Genomic DNA, 17,393 nt, shown 5'->3' on the forward strand with positions numbered 1-17,393 from the left:
GTCCAGCCCGCTGGACCAGGCGGTCAGCGGAAGATGTTCAGTGGTCCCCAGCCCCAGCCGACCGTCTTCGGCGTCAGCCACTGGCCATTCCGGAAGCCGTGGTACACCAGCCCTCCGTTCGACTGACGGGTCATCAATCCCCGGCTGCCCGCGCCCGCGAATCCGTAGTCCGCGAAGATGCTCGTGTAGCCCTGCCAGCCGGTGGCCACCGTGGCGAAGCCACGCACCGACCCGGTGCCGTTGCCCGGGTAGGCGCGGAGCGTTCCGCTGGGCATCCTGGCCATCAGATCGGCCTGGCCGTCACCGCTGAAATCCGTGATCGAGAGGGCAGCGCCCTTCCACCCCGCGCCGATGTACGTGGCCGCCGCGGGGGCGCCGCCGGTGGTGTTGGCGTAGTAGTAGAGATACCCGCCGGCGTTGTAGGCGACGATCCCCGGCCGCTGGCCCGCTTTCAGGCGTCCGATGGCCAGAGTCATGGGCCCCCAGCCGCTCCCGATCTGCTGGGCCGCCGCGAATCCGCCTTGAGCCCCGCCGCGGTACAGCATGAGCCGTCCGTCCTTGGTGACGGCCACGACGTCGTAGATCCCATCGCCGGTCCAGTCCACCAGGTGCCCCTCCCGGAATCCCGACCAGCCGTTGCCGACGGTGCCGGCGAGCGTGACGGTTCCCCCGGATCCCCGGTACAGCCGCAATGCGCCCGAACCGTCCACGGCCAGGATGTCACCGCCGCTCTTGACCGTGGCGGCCCGGGCCGGGCTCCCCGCGAAGTACTGCTCCAGGGTCGGCACCTTCCGGGCGCGCATGTCCGAGGAGACGTCGCCACCCACATAGCGCAGGTGCCAGGGCTCATAGGCGTATCCCGTGGTGCCGGTGTAGCCGTTCGGGTACCGCACGATGAAGCCGAAGCGCCAGGCGTTCGCCGCGACCCATTGGCCCTCCGGTGTGTCACCGAAGCACGTGGACAGTCCGCAGTTGTAGGTGTTCCCGACGTCGACGGCCAGGCCGGTCTGATGCTCGCTGTAGCCGGGGCGTGCGGAGATGGTGTTGGCGTACGCCTCTCCGTACTGACTCACGTAGTAGTTGTAGGTGCTCACCTGGGTCTGATAGCTGCGGAACGCGCTGACGACCGTGAGGGGCTTCCCCGCGGCGCCGGCGGCGTTGAAGAGGTTGTTCAGCGCCGTGGCGGCCTCGCGGCGGAGCGAGTATCCCGTGCCGCGGAAGTTCACCAGATCGGCGGGGTAGTACTGGGTGGGGTTGAGCGGCCGCTGTTTGTTCACCAGCACCGCGATGCTGGACGCGGACGGCGACGGATCCGCGGAAGGGAGCGGATTCCCGGTGGCGTGGGCCGGCGTCGTCAGGCCCAGAGAGAGCGCTGCGACCGCCAGCGCGGCGGCCAGGGCGCGCACCAGACGCGGCGCTCCGACGGGTGACGGTGCGGACACGTGAACGTTTTCGGACATGAGCAACCCCCTGTGCAGTCAGGCTCATCATCCCCCGGTTTTCCGCCGGGTGGAAGACGAACGGCGTGGTCGTTCTTCGTGACCGGGGATAACCATTCGGTAAATCCTGGCCGGAAGTGCTGGTTGTACCTGCAAGTGAAACGTATTCTTTTTTGTGCCTTGATCGGGGGATATGGGCTGTTGACGACTCTCGGAAAGGACTATGGCAGTGGTGCATGCATCGCATGATGTGCTCATCCGTTGTGATGCGCTCTCTGTCTTCAGCTTCCTGGCTGACGGCGCGAACAATCCGCGATGGCGGGAGGGTCTCCGGTCCGTGATCCTGCGAAGCGGTGCGCCGGGCGCGGTGGGCGCCGTCTACCAGCAGTCCTATGAACACGGCTCGCTCAGCAGCATTCCGGGCACTTACCGGATCACGGCCTCCCGCAGTGGCGCGGAGCTGGAATTCGCCGTGCTGTACGGTCCGGTGGGCACCCGTGGCGGTTATTACCTGAGCACCGAGGGCGATTCCACCCGCGTCCGGTACGCCCTGGACTTCACGCCGCGGGGCTTCCGCCGCTTCTACTGGCGGGATTCCCAGCGCGTCCTGGAGCAGGAGGTCCGTCAGCTGGAGCGGCTCAAGGCGATCCTGGAGACGCCCCTGGAGCGCGTGGCCTGACGGCCGGTGCGGTATTTTTGAGACTGTGCTGATCTCCGACCGCGACATCCGATCCGAACTGGCCGCAGGGCGCATCGCCCTGGACCCCTTCGACGCCTCCATGGTGCAGCCTTCCAGCGTCGATGTCCGGCTGGACAGGTTCTTCCGCCTCTTCGACAACCACAAGTACGCGCACATCGATCCCGCGCAGGAGCAGCCCGAGCTGACCCGTCTGGTGGAGGTGGAAGGGGATGAACCCTTCATCCTGCATCCCGGTGAGTTCGTGCTCGGCGCCACCTACGAGTCGGTGACGCTCCCCAACGACATCGCCGCCCGGCTGGAGGGCAAGTCCTCGCTGGGCCGTCTCGGTCTGCTGACCCACTCGACGGCGGGCTTCATCGACCCCGGGTTCTCCGGTCACGTCACGCTGGAGCTCTCCAATGTCGCGACCCTGCCGATCAAACTGTGGCCCGGCATGAAGATCGGGCAGCTCTGCTTCTTCCGGCTCACGTCCGAGGCCGAACACCCCTACGGTTCGCAGGAGTACGGCAACCGGTACCAAGGCCAGCGAGGCCCCACCGCCTCCCGCAGCCACCTGAACTTCCACCGGACGGACATCTGAGGGTGTCCGCACCCCTGACGCTCCTGGACGGCGGCATGGGCCGGGAACTGGCGCGCCGCGGCGCTCCGTTCCGCCAGCCGGAATGGTCCGCGCTCGCTCTCATGGAGGCGCCGGAGCACGTCCAGGCCGTCCACCAGGACTTCATCGGCGCAGGCGCGCGGGTCATCACCACGGACAGCTACGCCCTGGTCCCGTTCCACCTGGGCGAGGACGTCTTCGCCGCACAGGCGCAGACGCTGGCAGACCGTGCGGGCCGCGTGGCGCGCGCCGCGGCCGACGACGCCGGCGTGCCGGGTGTGCGCGTCGCGGGCTCCCTGCCTCCGCTGTTCGGCTCCTACCGCCCCGATCTCTTCGACGCCGAGCGCGCGCCGGAGGTGCTGGCTCCCCTGGTGGCGGGCCTGTCCGGCCACGTGGACCTGTGGCTCGCCGAGACCCAGGGTTCCCTTGCCGAGGTCCGCGCCGTCAAGGCGGGCCTGCCCGACGATGGCCTGCCCTTCTGGATCTCCTTCACCCTGCAGGACGAGCAGGAGGACGGACCGGCCGTGCTGCGTTCCGGGGAGAGCGTGGCCGAGGCCGCTGAAACGGCCGTCACCCTGGGCGCTGCGGCGCTGCTGTTCAACTGCAGCCGGCCCGAGGTCATGGAGGCTGCCCTTGCTGAGGCGGGCGCCGTCGTCGAGCGTCTCGGGGCTGAGCTGGAGCTCGGCGTGTACGCGAACGCCTTCCCGCCGCAGCCCGAGGACGCCACCGCGAACGACGGGCTCGACGAGCTGCGCGAGGACCTCGGCCCGGCCGGCTACCTGGCCTGGGCGGAGCGCTGGCGCGAGCGGGGCGCGACGATCATCGGCGGGTGCTGCGGGATCGGTCCAGAGCACTTCGAGGTGTTGCAGGCGCGGCTCAGCTGAGAGGCTGAGCCCTGCCGCCAGGCGAGTCGCGCCGGGCCGGAAGGCTCCGTGCCCGGTCCGCCTCTGCGATGGCCGCCCGCAGGGCTTCCCGCTCGGGTTCGGGCCACGGCCCGGAGGCGGCGAGGGGTATCTCCGTCATGAATCGGCGTTCCTCCCGGGGCATCCTCGTCACGAACGATCCGGGATCTGATTCCGCCTGCGCATACAGGGCGGGCCCATCGGCGTAGAAGAGGTCCGTCACCACCAGGCGGCCGTCGGCGCCGCGCATCACATTGGCCGGGTTCCGGTCCAGCGGGCCGCACCAGGGGAGGTCGTCCATCGCGCGGGCATGCACCTCATGGACGATCCGCGCGAGGCCGTTCACCGGAGGAGCGCCCTCCGCCACGGCCCGGAGAAACTCCGTGGCGTCATCCTCGGTTGCCGGGCCAAGCCACTCCATCACCTGAAGATCCCCGCCGCCGGCCAGTCTGCGGTGGTCGTGCAGCCGGGGAACCTGCCGGGTGTGGGCGGCCGCCCGGTAGAGCGCGGCGGTGTACGGGCCGGTCGGATCGAACGGACTGATCCTGGCTACCAGCGAGCCGTCGGGCGAACGCAAGGCGATCGCCCAGTCGCCGGCGCCGCAGGGCGTCCACCCGGCAGAGGTGAAGGCGTGTTCGGCGAGGCGGTGGTCGGCGTCGGGAGGGAGTGAAGCCAGGATCTCGTCCATGGTCCCAGTCTCCCCGATCCGGCACGCCGTCGGGAGAGCGGCGACCCCGCAACGCAGGAACATGCCTCTACGCCGTGAGCCGGTCCAGTTCCTCGCGGTCGCCGATCAGGCGCACCGCGTGGATGACGCCGTCGCGGAGCTGGAAGGTGAAGGCCACCTGGACCACGCCGCGGTACTGCCATACGAGGCCGGGCTCGCCGCCGAGCATGGCGAAGCGCGCCGCCTTGGCCTTGCCGTTGAAGAAGCCGGACACCTCGTCCCGACCGAGTTTGAGGGCCGGGGAGCCCATCGCCGAAGCGGACGCGTCTGAGGTCATGACGACATCGGGGTCCAGGAGCCTGACCAGCGCGGCCAGGTCGCCGCCCTTCGCGGCCGTCAGGAAGGCCTCCACCACGGCCCGCGGCGCCCGGGCGCCGTCCGGCTCGTCCGCCGTCGTCCGTTCCGGGGCCACTTCGGCAGACGCGGCCGGTTCCGTTCCCGCCTGACCGCGCACCCGGCGTCGTGCCCTGCTGGCCAGTTGCCGCGCGGCCGCCGCTGAGCGGCCGGTCGCCGCGGCGACCTCCTCGAACGGGGCGCCGAAGAGGTCGTGCAGGACGAACGCGACCCGCTCCGCCGGGCTCAGCGTGTCCAGCACCACCAGAAGGGCGACGCTCAGGGAGTCGTCCAGCTGGGCCTGTTCCTCCGGCCCGGGCGCGACCTCATCCAGCTGCCCCGCGAGAGTCTCTGCCAGCGCCTCGTGCCGGGCGTGCGAGCGGAGCGCATCCAGGCAGATACGGCTCACCACGGTGGTCAGCCAGGCGGGGAGGTTGTCCACCTCCTGGTCCAGCCGCGCCAGGCGGAACCACGCTTCCTGCACGGCGTCCTCCGCCCCCAGCGGACCGGACGGTCCGAGGATCCGCTGCGCGATGCCCAGCAGACGGGGGCGCTCCTGATCGAAGCGGGTGGCGAGTTCCAGCTCGGATTCCATGTTCTCCATGCCTCTTCGACGTTCGGGGCCCCTCAGATGTGACGAGTCACCGTGGCCATGTCACATCCTGGGCACGCCGGACGTCAAGAGGGTGAATGCGGGAAGTGCCCGTATCGATCATGAAGGAGAATCCCATGCGCTACGCCAAGAGCATGTTCTACGTCGGCAACGCCAAGGATGTCGCCGAGTTCTTCGGCACCGCCTTCGGTCTGCAGACGCAGGTCTACGGCGAGGGCTACGCCGAGGTCGCCACGGGCGACACCAAGCTGGCCTTCGGGACGCTGGAAGCCGCCGGCAACCACCTGCCCGGGCAGCCGCTGGAGACCGCCGACTCCGCCCGGGTCACGGGCGTGCTCAGTTTCGTCGCCGACGACGTCGACGCCGCCTACCACCAGGCCGTCACCGCGGGCGCGGAGTCGCTCGTCGAGCCCGCCGACCGCGAATGGGGCCAGCGTGCGGCCTTCGTGCGCGCACCCGGCGGCCTGGTCCTGGAGATCGGCAACTTCGCCTGAAGGCGCGCCGAAGGAGCGCCCCGGCGTTCTCGGTGTCCCCTGGATCCGCGGTGGTTCCGCGGTGCGGATCCCAGGGGACACCGGCGTTTCCGGGCCCGGAACGTCGTCGGCCTTGCGCGGGTTCTATATCTTGGGAGGCAGAACCGATCAGGAATCCCGGGGCCCAACCGCTCCGGCCTTGCGCTGGGAGAACCGCAGATGAGCACGGCACGTCTTGGACTGAGGCGCATGACGCCGCGCGACCCCTTCGAGGCGTTCCGGGCCGCGAGCCCCCTGGAACTGTTCTTCGACCTGGTGTTCGTGGTGGCGGTGTCGATGATCTCCGCCCAGCTGCACCACTTCTACGCGGAGAACCACGTGGGGGAGGGGCTGGTGGCCTTCCTCCTGGTGTTCTTCGGCATCTGGTGGGCGTGGATGAACTTCACCTGGTTCGCGACTTCGTTCGACACGGATGACTGGCTCTACCGGATCTTGACGATCATCCAGATGGCCGGCGCCCTGGTCCTGGCCGGCGGCGTCGGGGCGGCCATGTCCGAGGGTGACTTCACCGTGGTGACCCTCGGGTACCTGGTGATGCGCGTTCCGCTGGTCTGCCAATGGCTCCGCGCCGCCGCGTCCAGCCCGGAACTCCGTGTCACCGCGCTGCGCTATGCGGGCGGCGTGGCCGTGGTCCAGATCTTCTGGCTGCTCAGGCTGCTGCTTCCGGCGGAGATCGGATTCTGGGCCTTCCTGGTCCTGGTGCTGGCCGAGGTCGCCGTCCCCGTGTGGGCCGAATCGGCACGGACCACGCCCTGGCATCCTCATCACATCGCCGAACGGTACGGCTGTTTCACGCTGATCGTGCTGGGCGAGTCGATCCTGGCGTCCACCGGCGCGATCGTGGATGCCGCCGGGGCGCAGGAGCACCTCGGGGCGCTGCTGCCGATCGCCGCCTGCGGGCTGGTCCTGGCCGCAGGGATGTGGTGGATCTACTTCTCCCGCGAGCACCACGAGCACTTCGGCTCCTTGCGGAACAGTCTGATTTTCGGCTACAGCCACTACCTGGTCTTCGCGGCCGCCGCATCGTTCTCCGCCGGGATCGAGGTGGCGATCGACTTCGCGGACGGTCACGCCGAACTCGGGAGGGTGGCCGCAGCCGCCACCCTCACCGTGCCGATCGCGCTCTTCGTCTTCACCACCTGGTTCATCACGTTGAGGAAGTCTCTGCCGCCGACCATCAGCCTGGTCTTCCTGGTTCTGACCGTGCTCCTGGCAGCCTGTGCGCTGGTGCCGGGGGAGAACACTCTCGGTTCCATGGTGGCGGCCGCCGTGGTCATGATCCTGCTGGTGGTCCTCCTGGAACTGCCCACCACCGTGGAGGCGTCCGAGGAGATCTCCGAGGAGGCCGAAGGCGCCGAGGCCTGAGGGCGCCTACGCCTCGATGTCGTCGAGCCGGGCGATCACGACCTCCAGCATGCGCGCCAGCTCCTTCATCTCCGGGCTGCTGAGGTCCTGAAGCACGTCGGTCTCCACGACGCTGGAGCCCTTGATCGCGAGGTTGAAGAGCTGACGGCCCTCCTCCGTGAGGCTCACGAACACCCGGGTGCGGTTGCCGGGGTCCTGCATGCGCTCGACCAGCCCACGCTGAGCGAGCTTGTCCAGGCGGTGCGTCATCGACGACGGAGCGACGTTGCTCAGGTCCGCCAGCTGGCTCGGCGTGAGCGGCTCCTTCGCCTTCACCAGGGCCGTGACCACGCCCCATTCGCCCGCCGTGACATCCAGATCGGCCAGCTGGCGCGCGTACCACTGGTCCAGCTTCCGGTTGAGCGACTGCACCGCGGTGATGACCCGCTGCACGGTCTCCTCGCCGCCGGCTGCGACATAGGCTGCGACGCTCCGGCGGTGTTCTTCCTGGGCACTGGGCTTGCGTGGGGGCATTCAGGGATTCTCTCACGACCTTCGATCTGGTAATATTTCGATATCGAAATATTCGATGTCGAATAAATGTGGCCGCGCTCACTCCGGAGGGAATGAGGGCGGCTCGTCCTGTTCACCGCAGGGCATTCGACGCCCATGTCCTTCAGCGGACATCGTTCCTTCATCAGACCCAAGGGGGTGCACTCATGCGCGCGAAGCTTTTGATCCTCGCGTCCGCCATCGGTTCTCTCGGCTGGGGAGCCGTTCTTCCCTATCAGTACGCCTATGCCGCGGAAACGCGCGGCTGGGGCGCCCTCATCGCTGCGGCAGCCGCATCGCTCTTCTCCCTCGGGGCGCTCTTCGCCTCGCCGGTGGCCGGTCGGCTGGCGGACCGCTTCAACCCGGTGCTGGTGGCCGTGCTCGCACAGCTGATCGGCGCTCTGGCGGTGGGGTCTCTGATGTTCGTTCAGGAACCGTGGGCGTTCCTGCTGGGCATGCTGGTGTTCGGCCTCGGCCTCTCCGGCGCGGTCCCTGCCAAGCAGGTGCTGGCCCTCGAGTGGTCCTCCAGCGCCGACCGCCGCAAGGTCTTCGCCTACAAGTTCACGGGCGAGTCCCTCGGCATGGCCGCGGGTGCGTTCCTGGCCGGCCTGGTCGTCGACCTCAGCCGCACCGACGGCCTCACCGTCGGCTTCCTCATGGCCGCGGCCGGTTTCGTGATCTCCTCCGCGATCATCGCCCTCGCCGGAGGTCTCCGCAGGGGCGCCGTCACAGTGCTCGACGGCGGAACCTCCACCACCGGCCAGGCCCTCGACGGCGGTGAGCGCCGCCGTGGCGCCCTGCGCCTGATCTTCGCCGAACCCGCGATGCGCTGGACCGCCGTCGTGACGATCGCGCTCGCGCTCGGTTTCTACGCCCAGTTCGAGTCCGGCCTGCCCGCCTACGCGCTCACGGTCCTGAACGCCGAACCGTCCGTGATCGGCACCGCGGCGGCCGTGAACTGCCTGGTGATCGTGGCGCTGCAGCTCGTCGTCGTGCGGCTGACGGCCAAGCGGCCCGCCGCGACGCTGCTCATGGCGGTCGGCTCGGTCTGGCTGGTGTCGTGGCTGCTGCTCTCGGTGGCGCAGTTCATGCCCGGAGTCGCGTCGGCGCTGTTCGTGATGACGTACGGCATCTTCGCGGTCGGTGAGACGGTCTACAGCCCGGTGCTGAACCCGCTCACGGCATCGCTCGCGCCTGCGGGCATGGTCGGTCAGACTCTGGGTGTGGTCGCGGCACTGCAGACGGCGTTCTCCGCAGCCGGCCCGCTGATCGCGGGCGTGCTGCTGGGGGCGGGGCTCGGGGACGCGTTCCTCATCATGCACCTGGTGATCAGCGTGGTGGCCATCGTCGCGGCCTGGAGGATCCGTCAGGCGCTGGCGGCGCGGACCAGGGCCGAGGCGCCCGTCCGGTCGGAAGAAGCGCTCGCCGCCTGACGCGGGCTCCACGCAGGCGTTCGGTGTCCTGCCGGTGGCCGGAACCGGACCTCAGAACGAGGTGCCGGTTCCGGCCGCCGGTGCTTTGCGGGGCTTGATGCGCGCTGCCACGGATCATCCGCAAAACCTCTACGCCACCCAACTGGACTGATAACCCAGCAAAGCATTGTGCAAATGTCCTACATCTGATTGGATGTGAAGCGGAGTGATGATCACTCCCCGGCTTGCTAAGGAGGTGAGGGGTGGGTAATACAAACACTGCTAGTGGCGAGAAGAACTATGTCGACATGAAGTCCATTGATAGCGACCTTGAATCTGAGTTCTTCGATTTTGTAGACGAGCGGACGGACTAGAGCCTGTTGAGGGTGGCGGTGCTGGTTCGGCCCCACCCTCGACGCTCGGTTGAGTGAGACTGATTGGGGTGCACCGATGAGAACGGTTGACCGGGAACGGACTGTCGGGGTTGATGAGGCTCTGCGCAGAATTGGCGACCTATTGCGGCGCAAAGGTCTTCGAGTCGAAACCAGGGTGGTCAGTAGATCAGGCGTTTCTGACGTGTCGACGACCAAGGCGTACTTGAGTGATGACCGGGGCGTGCTTCTGACCGAGGCTGCGGGAAAGGGCATTGGCGCGCAGAGCAAAGCGAGCGCCGTCTATGAGGTAGTTGAACACGCAGCTTTCAGATATCTGTTGCCGGGACAGAGGGCCGTGTGGGATCGCAGACTGCTTGAGCCAGCGGACATTGAGGACATTGACTACCTGTATCGGTATGCGCGCTTCGCGGGTGACGATGTCCAGCCAGTCCATCGGTTTTACAGACTCAATGAAAGAGGACTCGACGAGAAGGATGTTCTGTACTACCCGGCGATTGTCTGTGATGTATCGCTGCCTCTCGAGCGGCATTTCGGTCGCCTCCTGCCGCTCTCATCTTATGCGTCCAACACGGGGATTGCCTCTGGGGCTAATACACACGATGCGTTCGTCCATGCGACAAACGAACTGATTGAGCGGGACGCCGAGAGCAAATTCCTGTTGGACGTCAGTATGGGCGCCCCAAGCTGGACTGTGGTCGAGCTCGACGATGAGGATCATCTTTCGCCTCTCTTTCACGAGCTGACGGGTGGATATGGAGGCAGAGGTTCCCTCTACAGCTTGAGTACCGTTGCGGGGTATGCCTTTTGCGCCCAGGCCTGGGTGCCAGATGGGCATGCTGAGCTTGGATTCGGGGCCTCTATGTACCCCGACGTGGCATTGGAGAGGGCGCTGACTGAATTGCAGCAGGTGCAGCATGCGCGGCGTGTGGACGAAACGTGGGAGAAGGAGGGCGGTGAGCGGCCCTCCAATCTGGACCGTTTCCCGAATATGAAGAATATCGCTTCCCGCATATTCCCCCGGCTGGACGGCCACAGAATCTCGCTTCGCACGTTGATGAGAGAAGCTCTTCCTGCCGGAGGGGGATCGGCCATGTCGGCGATCGAACAAGCTGGGTTCAAGGTCTATGGCCGCGTGATCTGGACCGACGAGTCAAGTGGAATTTCTGTCGTGCAGGTGGTAATTCCGGGATTCGAGGGACTCAACAACTTGATATTTTGTCGGCCTATTGTTACTTCCGGGCGACTACGCACGCGGGCAAGCCTGAGCCATCTTCTCGCAGGGAAGATCTGATGGACACTCTCCTTGTAGGACGTTTCGGAGACAGTTCCCTAGTGTTGGACCATTCGCGACCCTGGTATCTAGACAGAGGTGTGAGCATAGATCGAAGCCTCGATGGAGTTGTTCCGCACCCCATTCTCGAAATGCAGCTCCTTGCCACGAACGGTTCGGTGCGGGATATGGACGAATCTCACGTTTCGAATGACTGGTCCGACGTGGCTTCTTTGTTTCCGGACTCCCACCCGTTGGATGCCGCTCTGACTGCCCTTGTTGAGTCACGACTGGGTGCGTCGCGCGTCGAAGATGAGACGCATGTCGCGAGAGTAGATGAAGCATCGAATTTTCTGGAGACTTTCGTCCCGCATCTCTGGCGTGATGCGAGGGCCTATGTTTCCCGAATTTTCCTTGTCGAGGATCATCGGCTGTCGGGCGCGAGTTGGGTGGATACGCTGGGAGCCGTTTGTCTTGGTCCAGGGGTGGGAAATTCAATGTGGGAGGACGCGGCCAATCTACTCCACGAGGCGTTGCATGCGAAGACGGCTAGAACAACCCGCTCATTTGGACTCCCAAATCCGCCGCGGACGTCCGATGTGGTCGCCATTCCGTGGTGGTCGCTGAATGGTGGAGTGACGCTCTGGGACGTAAAACGTTGCATCGACGCTCTATACGTATACACTCATTTGTCTCACCTTTTTGAGGTGCTTGAGGCGAACGGCGTAGTATCCGAAGTCCCGTACGCGAGATGCGCGTTCCGGGCGAACTATCTATCCCGCGTTCTTTCCGACCTTCCTGAACAGATTTTTGGACCTGACTGGTGCCAATTGGTTTCGTGGCTATGCGCGAATGTTCCCATGCCAAGAAACTTGGCGTCTCGAGGTCAAAGAATTCTCGATCACGCCTCATTCCCTGTCGCTCAATGCGAACGATTCTGGGCGGAGGCCGCGCGTGGACGATAGGCATTTGCGAATTGCGGTCCGTGCCCGACGCTGGATGGTTTCGGGGCTAGTTGTTTCTGTTCTTGGAAACAGGCTCATCGATGGAGGTTTGGATTCTCTTGCCGCTTCTGCAGTAGTTCCTATATATTGGTTGGTTTTACTGACCTCAGCCGGGAAGATCATCGAGTTTGCGCTGCCGGCCTATGCTAGCGTTCTGAAGCGATGGTCTCCAGATAAGATCCTGATAATTGAAGATCTCATGGAGATGGTATCTGGCATTGTCGTCGTGGGATTGATGGCGGTTTGGCCTGTTCAGCAAGTCAACTTGTTAATCTGTTATCTGGGATTTATGCTTTTCACGGCTCCCGTGAGCGATATCGCCGATGAGTTTTATGGAGCAAAGCTAGCCGAGACAAGTGCCGATCACGCGCTTTCGTTCAATGCGTCGCTATACAGTTGGCTTGGTATCGCTGGGTTTATTGTGGCGGTACCGCTCGGGGCGTTGGTCGCGGGTCTATCTATTTCAGCACTGGTCACGGCCAACGTCGTCCTCTCGGGACTCGGTGCCCTGCTCAGGTTGAATGCGCGCCGAAAGTATCCAGCGAAGCCGCTCCACGATGCAGACTCTGAGGACTTTTCGCCGCTAGGTCAAGCTCAGCCGCTTGTGCAATTTCTCCACGACCTCTTCAGATCAGGACCAGCATCCCCAGCGGTGAACTTCGTCCTTCAGACGATCGGGGCGCTGACGGGGCACCTAGTTCTAATCTGGGCTGCCTCGCGGTCCGCCCTCCAGCCTCCTGAAGCGATGGCGATGGTTCTGTTCGTGTTCGGTCTTGCGGCGACGTTTGGTCCTTTGATGGCTCGAAGCATAGGGAGACGGTTCCCTACTGAACTACTTCTCTCTGCCACGGGCCTGGCGTCTGTAGTGAACATCGGATGGTTCGTGATCGTACTGTTTTGTGAGAGCGCTAATTTTGCATCTGCGCTGGTGTTTGTCTTTCTGAACGTGGTTCTTGCGCGCCTGCGCACTGTCGTGCTGGAGACGCATCGTCAGACGTTTTTCACCAAGGCTCAGTACTCCCGTGTGATGAGCTGGTCCTACACTTTTGGTGCAGCTGGCACATTGATGGGGCTGCAACTTGCGTACGCGCTGGGCGCATCACAGAACCCGGCTTGGGCTGGGATCGTGGCGATTGGTCTGTGGGTGTTGATCTCGGCTGTGGTCAGAAGTAAGAGGGGACCAAACCAAAAGTCGGGACACGCCGCAATCGGGGCCGACGTTGTAGGAGCTGAGTAGGTTAACCGGGCCTCAGGCCGGTGGCCGGAACCGGACCTCAGAACGAGGTGCCGGTTCCGGCCACCGGTGCTTTGCGGGACTTGATGAAGGGGCGGGCCCAGCTCTCGATGAAGCGTGCGATGAGCGGTCCGAGCACCGCCATGATGAGCACGTAGGACGAGGCGAGAGCGGCCATCTGCCCCGGCACCGCACCGGAGGCGACCGCCAGGCCTGCGATGACGATCGAGAACTCGCCACGGGCCACGAGCGCCGCCCCTGCGCGGACGCGGCCCGGTTTGCCGATCCCGGCCCGTCCGGCCGCCCACCATCCCGTGAGCATCTTGGTCGCGGTGGTGGCGACCGCCAGGAGGAGTGCCCAGCCGAGCACCGGCGGGATGGACGTGGCGTCGGTGCTGAGACCGAAGGCGACGAAGAAGATGGCGGCGAACAGGTCCCGCAGAGGCTCCAGCATCCGGGTGGCGTTGTGCGCGGTGGCTCCGGAGATGGCGATGCCCAGCATGAAGGCGCCCACGGCGGCGGAGACCTGGAGCGCCGAGGCCAGTCCTGCCACCAGCAGTGCCGCGCCCAGCACGGTCAGCAGGAACACCTCCGCATTCTCGCTGTGCACGATGGCGGAGACCCGCTGCCCGTGCTTCATCGCCACTAGGAGGACCACCGTGATGACTGCGAGGGCCACTGCCACGGCCTGCAATCCGCCGAAGAATCCCACTCCGGCCAGGGTGGCCGTCAGGATGGGCAGGTAGACGGCCATGGCCAGGTCCTCGAACACCAGCACCGAGAGCACCACGGGGGTCTCGCGGTTGCCGAGCCGGCCCAGATCCGTCAAGGTCTTGGCCGCGATGCCGGAGGAAGAGATGTACGTGACGCCGGCCATCACCAGCGCGCCCACCGGACCCCAGCCGAGCAGGAGTGCCACGGCCGCGCCCGGGATGGCGTTCAGCACGGCGTCGAGCACGCCGGCCTGCCAGGACTTCTTCAGCCCGGTGAAAAGCTCATCGGCGCTGTACTCGAGCCCGAGCATCAGCAGCAGGAGGATCACGCCGATTTCGCCGGAGAGGTGGCTGAACTCGCGCACGCCGTCGAGCTGGATGACACCGCCCGCGCCGAAGCCCAGGCCGCCCAGCAGATAGAACGGGATGGGGGACATGCCCACCCGTCCGGCAAGCCGGGCCAGGAGACCGAGTACGAAGACCACGGCCCCCAGCTCGATCAGGGTCACCGCGAGTTCGTCCACCGCTATCCCTTGCGGAGGATTTCGGCGGCCTTGTCCAGGCCTTCCAGCGTCCCCACCGCCACGAGCAGATCACCGCGGTGGAGCACGACGTCGGGGCCGGGCGAGGGGATCACCTCGCCTTCCCGCATGATCGCCACGATCGAGACGCCACTGCGGGTGCGGATCGAGGCAGCGCCCATCGGCAGGTCCCGGAACGGGGAGTCCTGGAGGATGGAGAACTGGCGCGTCACGATCCCCGGGACGTCCCGGTGCTCCTCCGTGAGCTGATTGACGATCAGCTGACCGCCCAGGAGCTGAGCGAGTGTGGTGGTCTCCTGCCCGGTGAGGGGGATGGAGGCCTGGCAAGTGTCCGGGTCGTCCCAGGTGGAGACGATGAACTCCGTGGTTCCATCACGGTGGACCACCACGCCGATCCTTCGGCCGCTGGCGGTCATGAAGTCTTTCCGCACCCCGAGTCCGGGGAGGTCGGTTTCATCCACGTGCATGGGATAAGCCTAGTCCCCGGACTCCCCTCGCGTTGTGTGCTCAGTTGTTGCGGGTCCTGGCCCGAAACACCCGCAACTACTGAGCACACAACGTGATCATGAGGGTTCGCCGGCCGATCGAAGAGCCCGTTGTACCTTCCGGACCACGCTCGGCCGCGTACCGCGGAGGTCGGCCGCGCTGATCCGTAGTTCCTGCCAGCCCAGTTCCGCTGTGATCGTGGCGCGTGCGATGTCCCTGCCGTACTGCCGCTCCGCCCCGTGGACCTTGCCGTCGTACTGCACGCTGAGCCGTTGCCGCGGGTAGGCGAGGTCGGGCCAGACCTGCGGGTAGCCCCAAGGGTCGTAAAGAACCACATTGAGCTCCGGCTCGGGGACGCCATGATCGAGCAGGATCAGGCGCATCCGGGTCTCCTGCACCGAGTCCGCGCCCGGGCGGATCAGGTCCAACGCCGCCAGGGCGTTCCTTTTCCCTTTCATCTTGGGGTGGGCCATCGTGACGCGGCGGAGGTCGGCCACCGTGCAGAGCGGTTCCCGTGGGAATGGATGATCCGAGCCGTGCTCATTGACGAGGTGGTCCCCCGCAGCCACGAGATCCGCGAGGGGCAGATGGTGCGCCAGATCCAGCCAGGTGCGCGCCGCCGAGGTGATGCGCACACCGGCCACGTATTCGACTTCCCCTGGAAGCAGCAGCGTTCGATGCCCGACGACACCGGTGCGGCGGGGATGCGTCCCGCCCCGGGTGCGCGAGACATGGATCCGCTGATCAGCCCAGAACGGCAGCGGGATGCCTCGGGCGCGTGCAGAGGTCAACTCGGAGATCGCCGTCGCGTGGTCAAGTGCGGTCAGAGCCCGAAGGCTCGCCAGGAGTGTCGGGTCCGCGCCTCGGGGAATGCGTATCCCACGGCTCGGCGCCCGCAAGTCGGCGGCTCGGAGGCGGCTGCTGGACACACCGCCTGCCAGGGCTTCCGCCACGGTGAACGAGGTGTTCAGGAGTCGTGCGGGAAGTTCTTGTGCTCTCATCCACCCATCGGAACAAGACGGGAGCGCGAATGGTCGGGCCGTTTCACGTATGTGGATGGCCCAGGTTCCCGGGGCCCGGTCCCCGCAGTTGTGTGCTCAGTAGTTGCGGGTCCTGGCCCGAAACACCCGCAACTACTGAGCACACAACGTAGGAGGGGAAGACGGGTCAGGCCGTGGCCTCGGCCTTCGCCGGGGCCTTCACAGGGAGCAGGACCAGGAGCCCGGCCAGGAGGACCACCATGATCCCGAGGATGCCCCAGCGCTGGGCCTGGCCTTCCGCGACGTACTGCGACGCCACGGCGATCGAGATGGTGAAGAGCGTGGGCGCCAGGAAGGACACCGCGCGGCCCGTGGTGGCGTAGAGGCCGAAGAGTTCGCCCACCTCGCCGTCGGGGGCCAGCCGCCCGAGGAACGCCCGGGCGGAAGCCTGCGCCGGGCCGACGAAGAGGCACAGCAGCAACCCGAACACCCAGAAGGTCAGCTTGCCGTGCCACTGCATGCCGAAGAAGGAATATTCGCTGTTGCCCAGGACCAGGATGGCCGTTCCCGCCACGAGGAGCCCCACCAGGGACAGCTCGATGACGCGTTTCGGGCCGATCCGGTCGTCCAGGAAGCCGCCCAGCACCGCGCCGGCGGCGGCCACCACGTTCCCGAAGACGGCGAAGAAGATGACGTCCTTGAGGTGGAATCCGAAAGTGCCGGCGGCGATCACGCCTCCGAAGGTGAACACCGCCGCCAGGCCGTCCCGGAACACCGCGCTGGCCAGAAGGAAGTAGATGGTGTGCGGCGCGCGGCGGTACAGCGCGCGGACCCTCCGGACCAGCACCACATAGGACTGCAGGAAACCCACCCGGGCTTCGCCCGGCTGCACCGGAGGCTCCGGCACCCGGAAGAACACGGGCAGCGCGAACACCCCGAACCACACGGCGGAGAACAGCGCCACGAGCCGGATGTTGAGGGCGTCGTCGGTCGAGGCCCCGAACCAGTGGAACGCCGGCTGGACGAAGAGCTGCAGGACCAGCAGCAGCGCCACGATCCCGCCCAGGTACCCGGCCGCCCAGCCGAAGCCGGAGACCCTCCCGATGGTCGCCGGGGTGGAGATCTGGGTCAGCATGGCGTTGTAATTGACCCCGGCCAGCTCGAAGAACACGTGCCCCACGCTGATGAGGATCACGCCGAGGACGAGGTACTCCGGCTCGGGCCGGACGAAGAAGCACAGGGCCATGAGCACGACCACCACGGCGCTGTAGACGCCGAGCCAGAGCTTCCGCCGCCCGCCCGCGTCCGCGCGCTGCCCCGTCACGGGGGCGAGCAGGGCGATCGCGAAGCCCGCCAGGCCGAAACCGAGTCCCAGGACGCCGGACGCGTGGTCCTCACCGCCGAAGGCCTTGGACGTCAGATAGACGGTGAAAACGAACGTGGTCATCACCGCGTTGAACGAGGCCGAACCCCAGTCCCACGACGCCCAGGCCAGGACCATGCCCCGCCGCCGTCCGGTCTCCTGCGACGCGTGTTCGCTACCGGCGTTGTAAGTCGCTTCGGGGCTCATAGCACGAATAGTAACGGGCGCCAGTTGCTAAAATGAGAAGACACCT

16 protein-coding genes are annotated in these 17,393 nt (G+C 66.1%); 8 read left to right on the forward strand and 8 right to left on the reverse strand.

What is annotated here, in order from left to right; genetic code table 11:
- Positions 1-23: 23 nt before the first annotated feature.
- Positions 24-1,460 (reverse strand): M15 family metallopeptidase, encoded by a 1,437-nt coding sequence (locus tag AB4Y75_RS12635; RefSeq protein ID WP_441436234.1) that lies wholly within the window; start codon positions 1,458-1,460, stop codon positions 24-26.
- Between the two features lie 202 nt (positions 1,461-1,662).
- Between AB4Y75_RS12635 and AB4Y75_RS12640 the strand changes: the two genes are divergently transcribed.
- From AB4Y75_RS12640 to AB4Y75_RS12650, 3 genes are read left to right on the forward strand one after another with little or no spacing between them, the layout of a single operon-like run.
- Complete coding sequence (locus tag AB4Y75_RS12640; RefSeq protein WP_441436235.1) at positions 1,663-2,118, forward strand: SRPBCC family protein; 456 nt, start codon at positions 1,663-1,665, stop codon at positions 2,116-2,118.
- Between the two features lie 25 nt (positions 2,119-2,143).
- Positions 2,144-2,719 (forward strand): dCTP deaminase, encoded by a 576-nt coding sequence (dcd, locus tag AB4Y75_RS12645; protein WP_441436236.1) that lies wholly within the window; start codon positions 2,144-2,146, stop codon positions 2,717-2,719.
- A gap of 2 nt (positions 2,720-2,721) precedes the next feature.
- Positions 2,722-3,621 (forward strand): homocysteine S-methyltransferase family protein, encoded by a 900-nt coding sequence (locus AB4Y75_RS12650; protein WP_441436237.1) that lies wholly within the window; start codon positions 2,722-2,724, stop codon positions 3,619-3,621.
- Here the strand turns inward: AB4Y75_RS12650 and AB4Y75_RS12655 are convergent.
- Both AB4Y75_RS12655 and AB4Y75_RS12660 read right to left on the reverse strand, forming a co-directional pair.
- A complete protein-coding gene (locus tag AB4Y75_RS12655) occupies positions 3,614-4,327 on the reverse strand; it encodes a hypothetical protein (protein ID WP_441436238.1) in 714 nt (237 codons plus the stop codon). The two genes, AB4Y75_RS12650 and AB4Y75_RS12655, sit on opposite strands and share 8 nt — an antisense overlap.
- A 67-nt stretch (positions 4,328-4,394) precedes the next feature.
- Positions 4,395-5,303 carry a sigma-70 family RNA polymerase sigma factor gene (locus AB4Y75_RS12660; protein WP_441436239.1) on the reverse strand — a complete coding sequence of 303 codons (909 nt, stop codon included), beginning with the start codon at positions 5,301-5,303 and terminating at the stop codon, positions 4,395-4,397.
- A gap of 125 nt (positions 5,304-5,428) precedes the next feature.
- Between AB4Y75_RS12660 and AB4Y75_RS12665 the strand changes: the two genes are divergently transcribed.
- Positions 5,429-5,806, forward strand: a complete 378-nt coding sequence (locus AB4Y75_RS12665; RefSeq protein ID WP_441436240.1) for a VOC family protein — start codon at positions 5,429-5,431, stop codon at positions 5,804-5,806.
- Between the two features lie 198 nt (positions 5,807-6,004).
- Positions 6,005-7,210: a low temperature requirement protein A gene (locus tag AB4Y75_RS12670; protein ID WP_441436241.1), complete on the forward strand. Its 1,206-nt coding sequence runs from the start codon at positions 6,005-6,007 to the stop codon at positions 7,208-7,210.
- A gap of 6 nt (positions 7,211-7,216) precedes the next feature.
- Here AB4Y75_RS12670 and AB4Y75_RS12675 read toward each other — a convergent pair whose 3' ends face one another.
- On the reverse strand, positions 7,217-7,723 hold the full coding sequence (locus tag AB4Y75_RS12675; RefSeq protein ID WP_441436242.1) for a MarR family winged helix-turn-helix transcriptional regulator: 507 nt from the start codon (positions 7,721-7,723) through the stop codon (positions 7,217-7,219).
- A gap of 185 nt (positions 7,724-7,908) precedes the next feature.
- On the opposite strand from AB4Y75_RS12675, the gene AB4Y75_RS12680 reads away from it, so the two are divergent.
- The 3 genes from AB4Y75_RS12680 (at position 7,909) to AB4Y75_RS12690 (ending at position 13,059) form a co-directional block, all read left to right on the forward strand.
- Positions 7,909-9,174: an MFS transporter gene (locus tag AB4Y75_RS12680; RefSeq protein WP_441436243.1), complete on the forward strand. Its 1,266-nt coding sequence runs from the start codon at positions 7,909-7,911 to the stop codon at positions 9,172-9,174.
- Between the two features lie 555 nt (positions 9,175-9,729).
- Positions 9,730-10,839, forward strand: a complete 1,110-nt coding sequence (locus tag AB4Y75_RS12685; RefSeq protein ID WP_441436244.1) for a YcaO-like family protein — start codon at positions 9,730-9,732, stop codon at positions 10,837-10,839.
- Between the two features lie 978 nt (positions 10,840-11,817).
- A complete protein-coding gene (locus tag AB4Y75_RS12690; protein ID WP_441436290.1) occupies positions 11,818-13,059 on the forward strand; it encodes an MFS transporter in 1,242 nt (413 codons plus the stop codon).
- 37 nt (positions 13,060-13,096) lie between these two features.
- On the opposite strand, the gene AB4Y75_RS12695 is transcribed toward AB4Y75_RS12690, so the two are convergent.
- From AB4Y75_RS12695 to AB4Y75_RS12710, 4 genes are all read right to left on the reverse strand, one after another.
- Complete coding sequence (locus AB4Y75_RS12695; protein ID WP_441436245.1) at positions 13,097-14,293, reverse strand: cation:proton antiporter; 1,197 nt, start codon at positions 14,291-14,293, stop codon at positions 13,097-13,099.
- Positions 14,294-14,295: 2 nt separating this feature from the next.
- On the reverse strand, positions 14,296-14,778 hold the full coding sequence (locus AB4Y75_RS12700) for a cation:proton antiporter regulatory subunit (protein ID WP_441436246.1): 483 nt from the start codon (positions 14,776-14,778) through the stop codon (positions 14,296-14,298).
- 96 nt (positions 14,779-14,874) lie between these two features.
- A complete protein-coding gene (locus AB4Y75_RS12705; protein ID WP_441436247.1) occupies positions 14,875-15,798 on the reverse strand; it encodes a hypothetical protein in 924 nt (307 codons plus the stop codon).
- Positions 15,799-15,964: 166 nt separating this feature from the next.
- Positions 15,965-17,347 (reverse strand): MFS transporter, encoded by a 1,383-nt coding sequence (locus tag AB4Y75_RS12710; RefSeq protein ID WP_441436248.1) that lies wholly within the window; start codon positions 17,345-17,347, stop codon positions 15,965-15,967.
- Between the last annotated feature and the right edge of the window lie 46 nt (positions 17,348-17,393).

The sequence above is a fragment of the Arthrobacter sp. RAF14 genome (assembly GCF_052114185.1).
Taxonomy (GTDB): Bacteria; Actinomycetota; Actinomycetes; order Actinomycetales; family Micrococcaceae; genus Arthrobacter_E.

Coding starts and splice junctions, on each gene's coding strand:
- AB4Y75_RS12710 (WP_441436248.1), bottom strand. CDS start 17,347: ATGAGCCCCGAAGCGACTTACAACGCCGGTAGCGAACACGCGTCGCAG.
- AB4Y75_RS12665 (WP_441436240.1), top strand. CDS start 5,429: ATGCGCTACGCCAAGAGCATGTTCTACGTCGGCAACGCCAAGGATGTC.
- AB4Y75_RS12640 (WP_441436235.1), top strand. CDS start 1,663: ATGGCAGTGGTGCATGCATCGCATGATGTGCTCATCCGTTGTGATGCG.
- AB4Y75_RS12680 (WP_441436243.1), top strand. CDS start 7,909: ATGCGCGCGAAGCTTTTGATCCTCGCGTCCGCCATCGGTTCTCTCGGC.
- AB4Y75_RS12700 (WP_441436246.1), bottom strand. CDS start 14,778: ATGCACGTGGATGAAACCGACCTCCCCGGACTCGGGGTGCGGAAAGAC.
- AB4Y75_RS12690 (WP_441436290.1), top strand. CDS start 11,818: ATGGTTTCGGGGCTAGTTGTTTCTGTTCTTGGAAACAGGCTCATCGAT.
- AB4Y75_RS12675 (WP_441436242.1), bottom strand. CDS start 7,723: ATGCCCCCACGCAAGCCCAGTGCCCAGGAAGAACACCGCCGGAGCGTC.
- AB4Y75_RS12660 (WP_441436239.1), bottom strand. CDS start 5,303: ATGGAGAACATGGAATCCGAGCTGGAACTCGCCACCCGCTTCGATCAG.
- AB4Y75_RS12705 (WP_441436247.1), bottom strand. CDS start 15,798: ATGAGAGCACAAGAACTTCCCGCACGACTCCTGAACACCTCGTTCACC.
- AB4Y75_RS12670 (WP_441436241.1), top strand. CDS start 6,005: ATGAGCACGGCACGTCTTGGACTGAGGCGCATGACGCCGCGCGACCCC.
- AB4Y75_RS12635 (WP_441436234.1), bottom strand. CDS start 1,460: ATGTCCGAAAACGTTCACGTGTCCGCACCGTCACCCGTCGGAGCGCCG.
- AB4Y75_RS12655 (WP_441436238.1), bottom strand. CDS start 4,327: ATGGACGAGATCCTGGCTTCACTCCCTCCCGACGCCGACCACCGCCTC.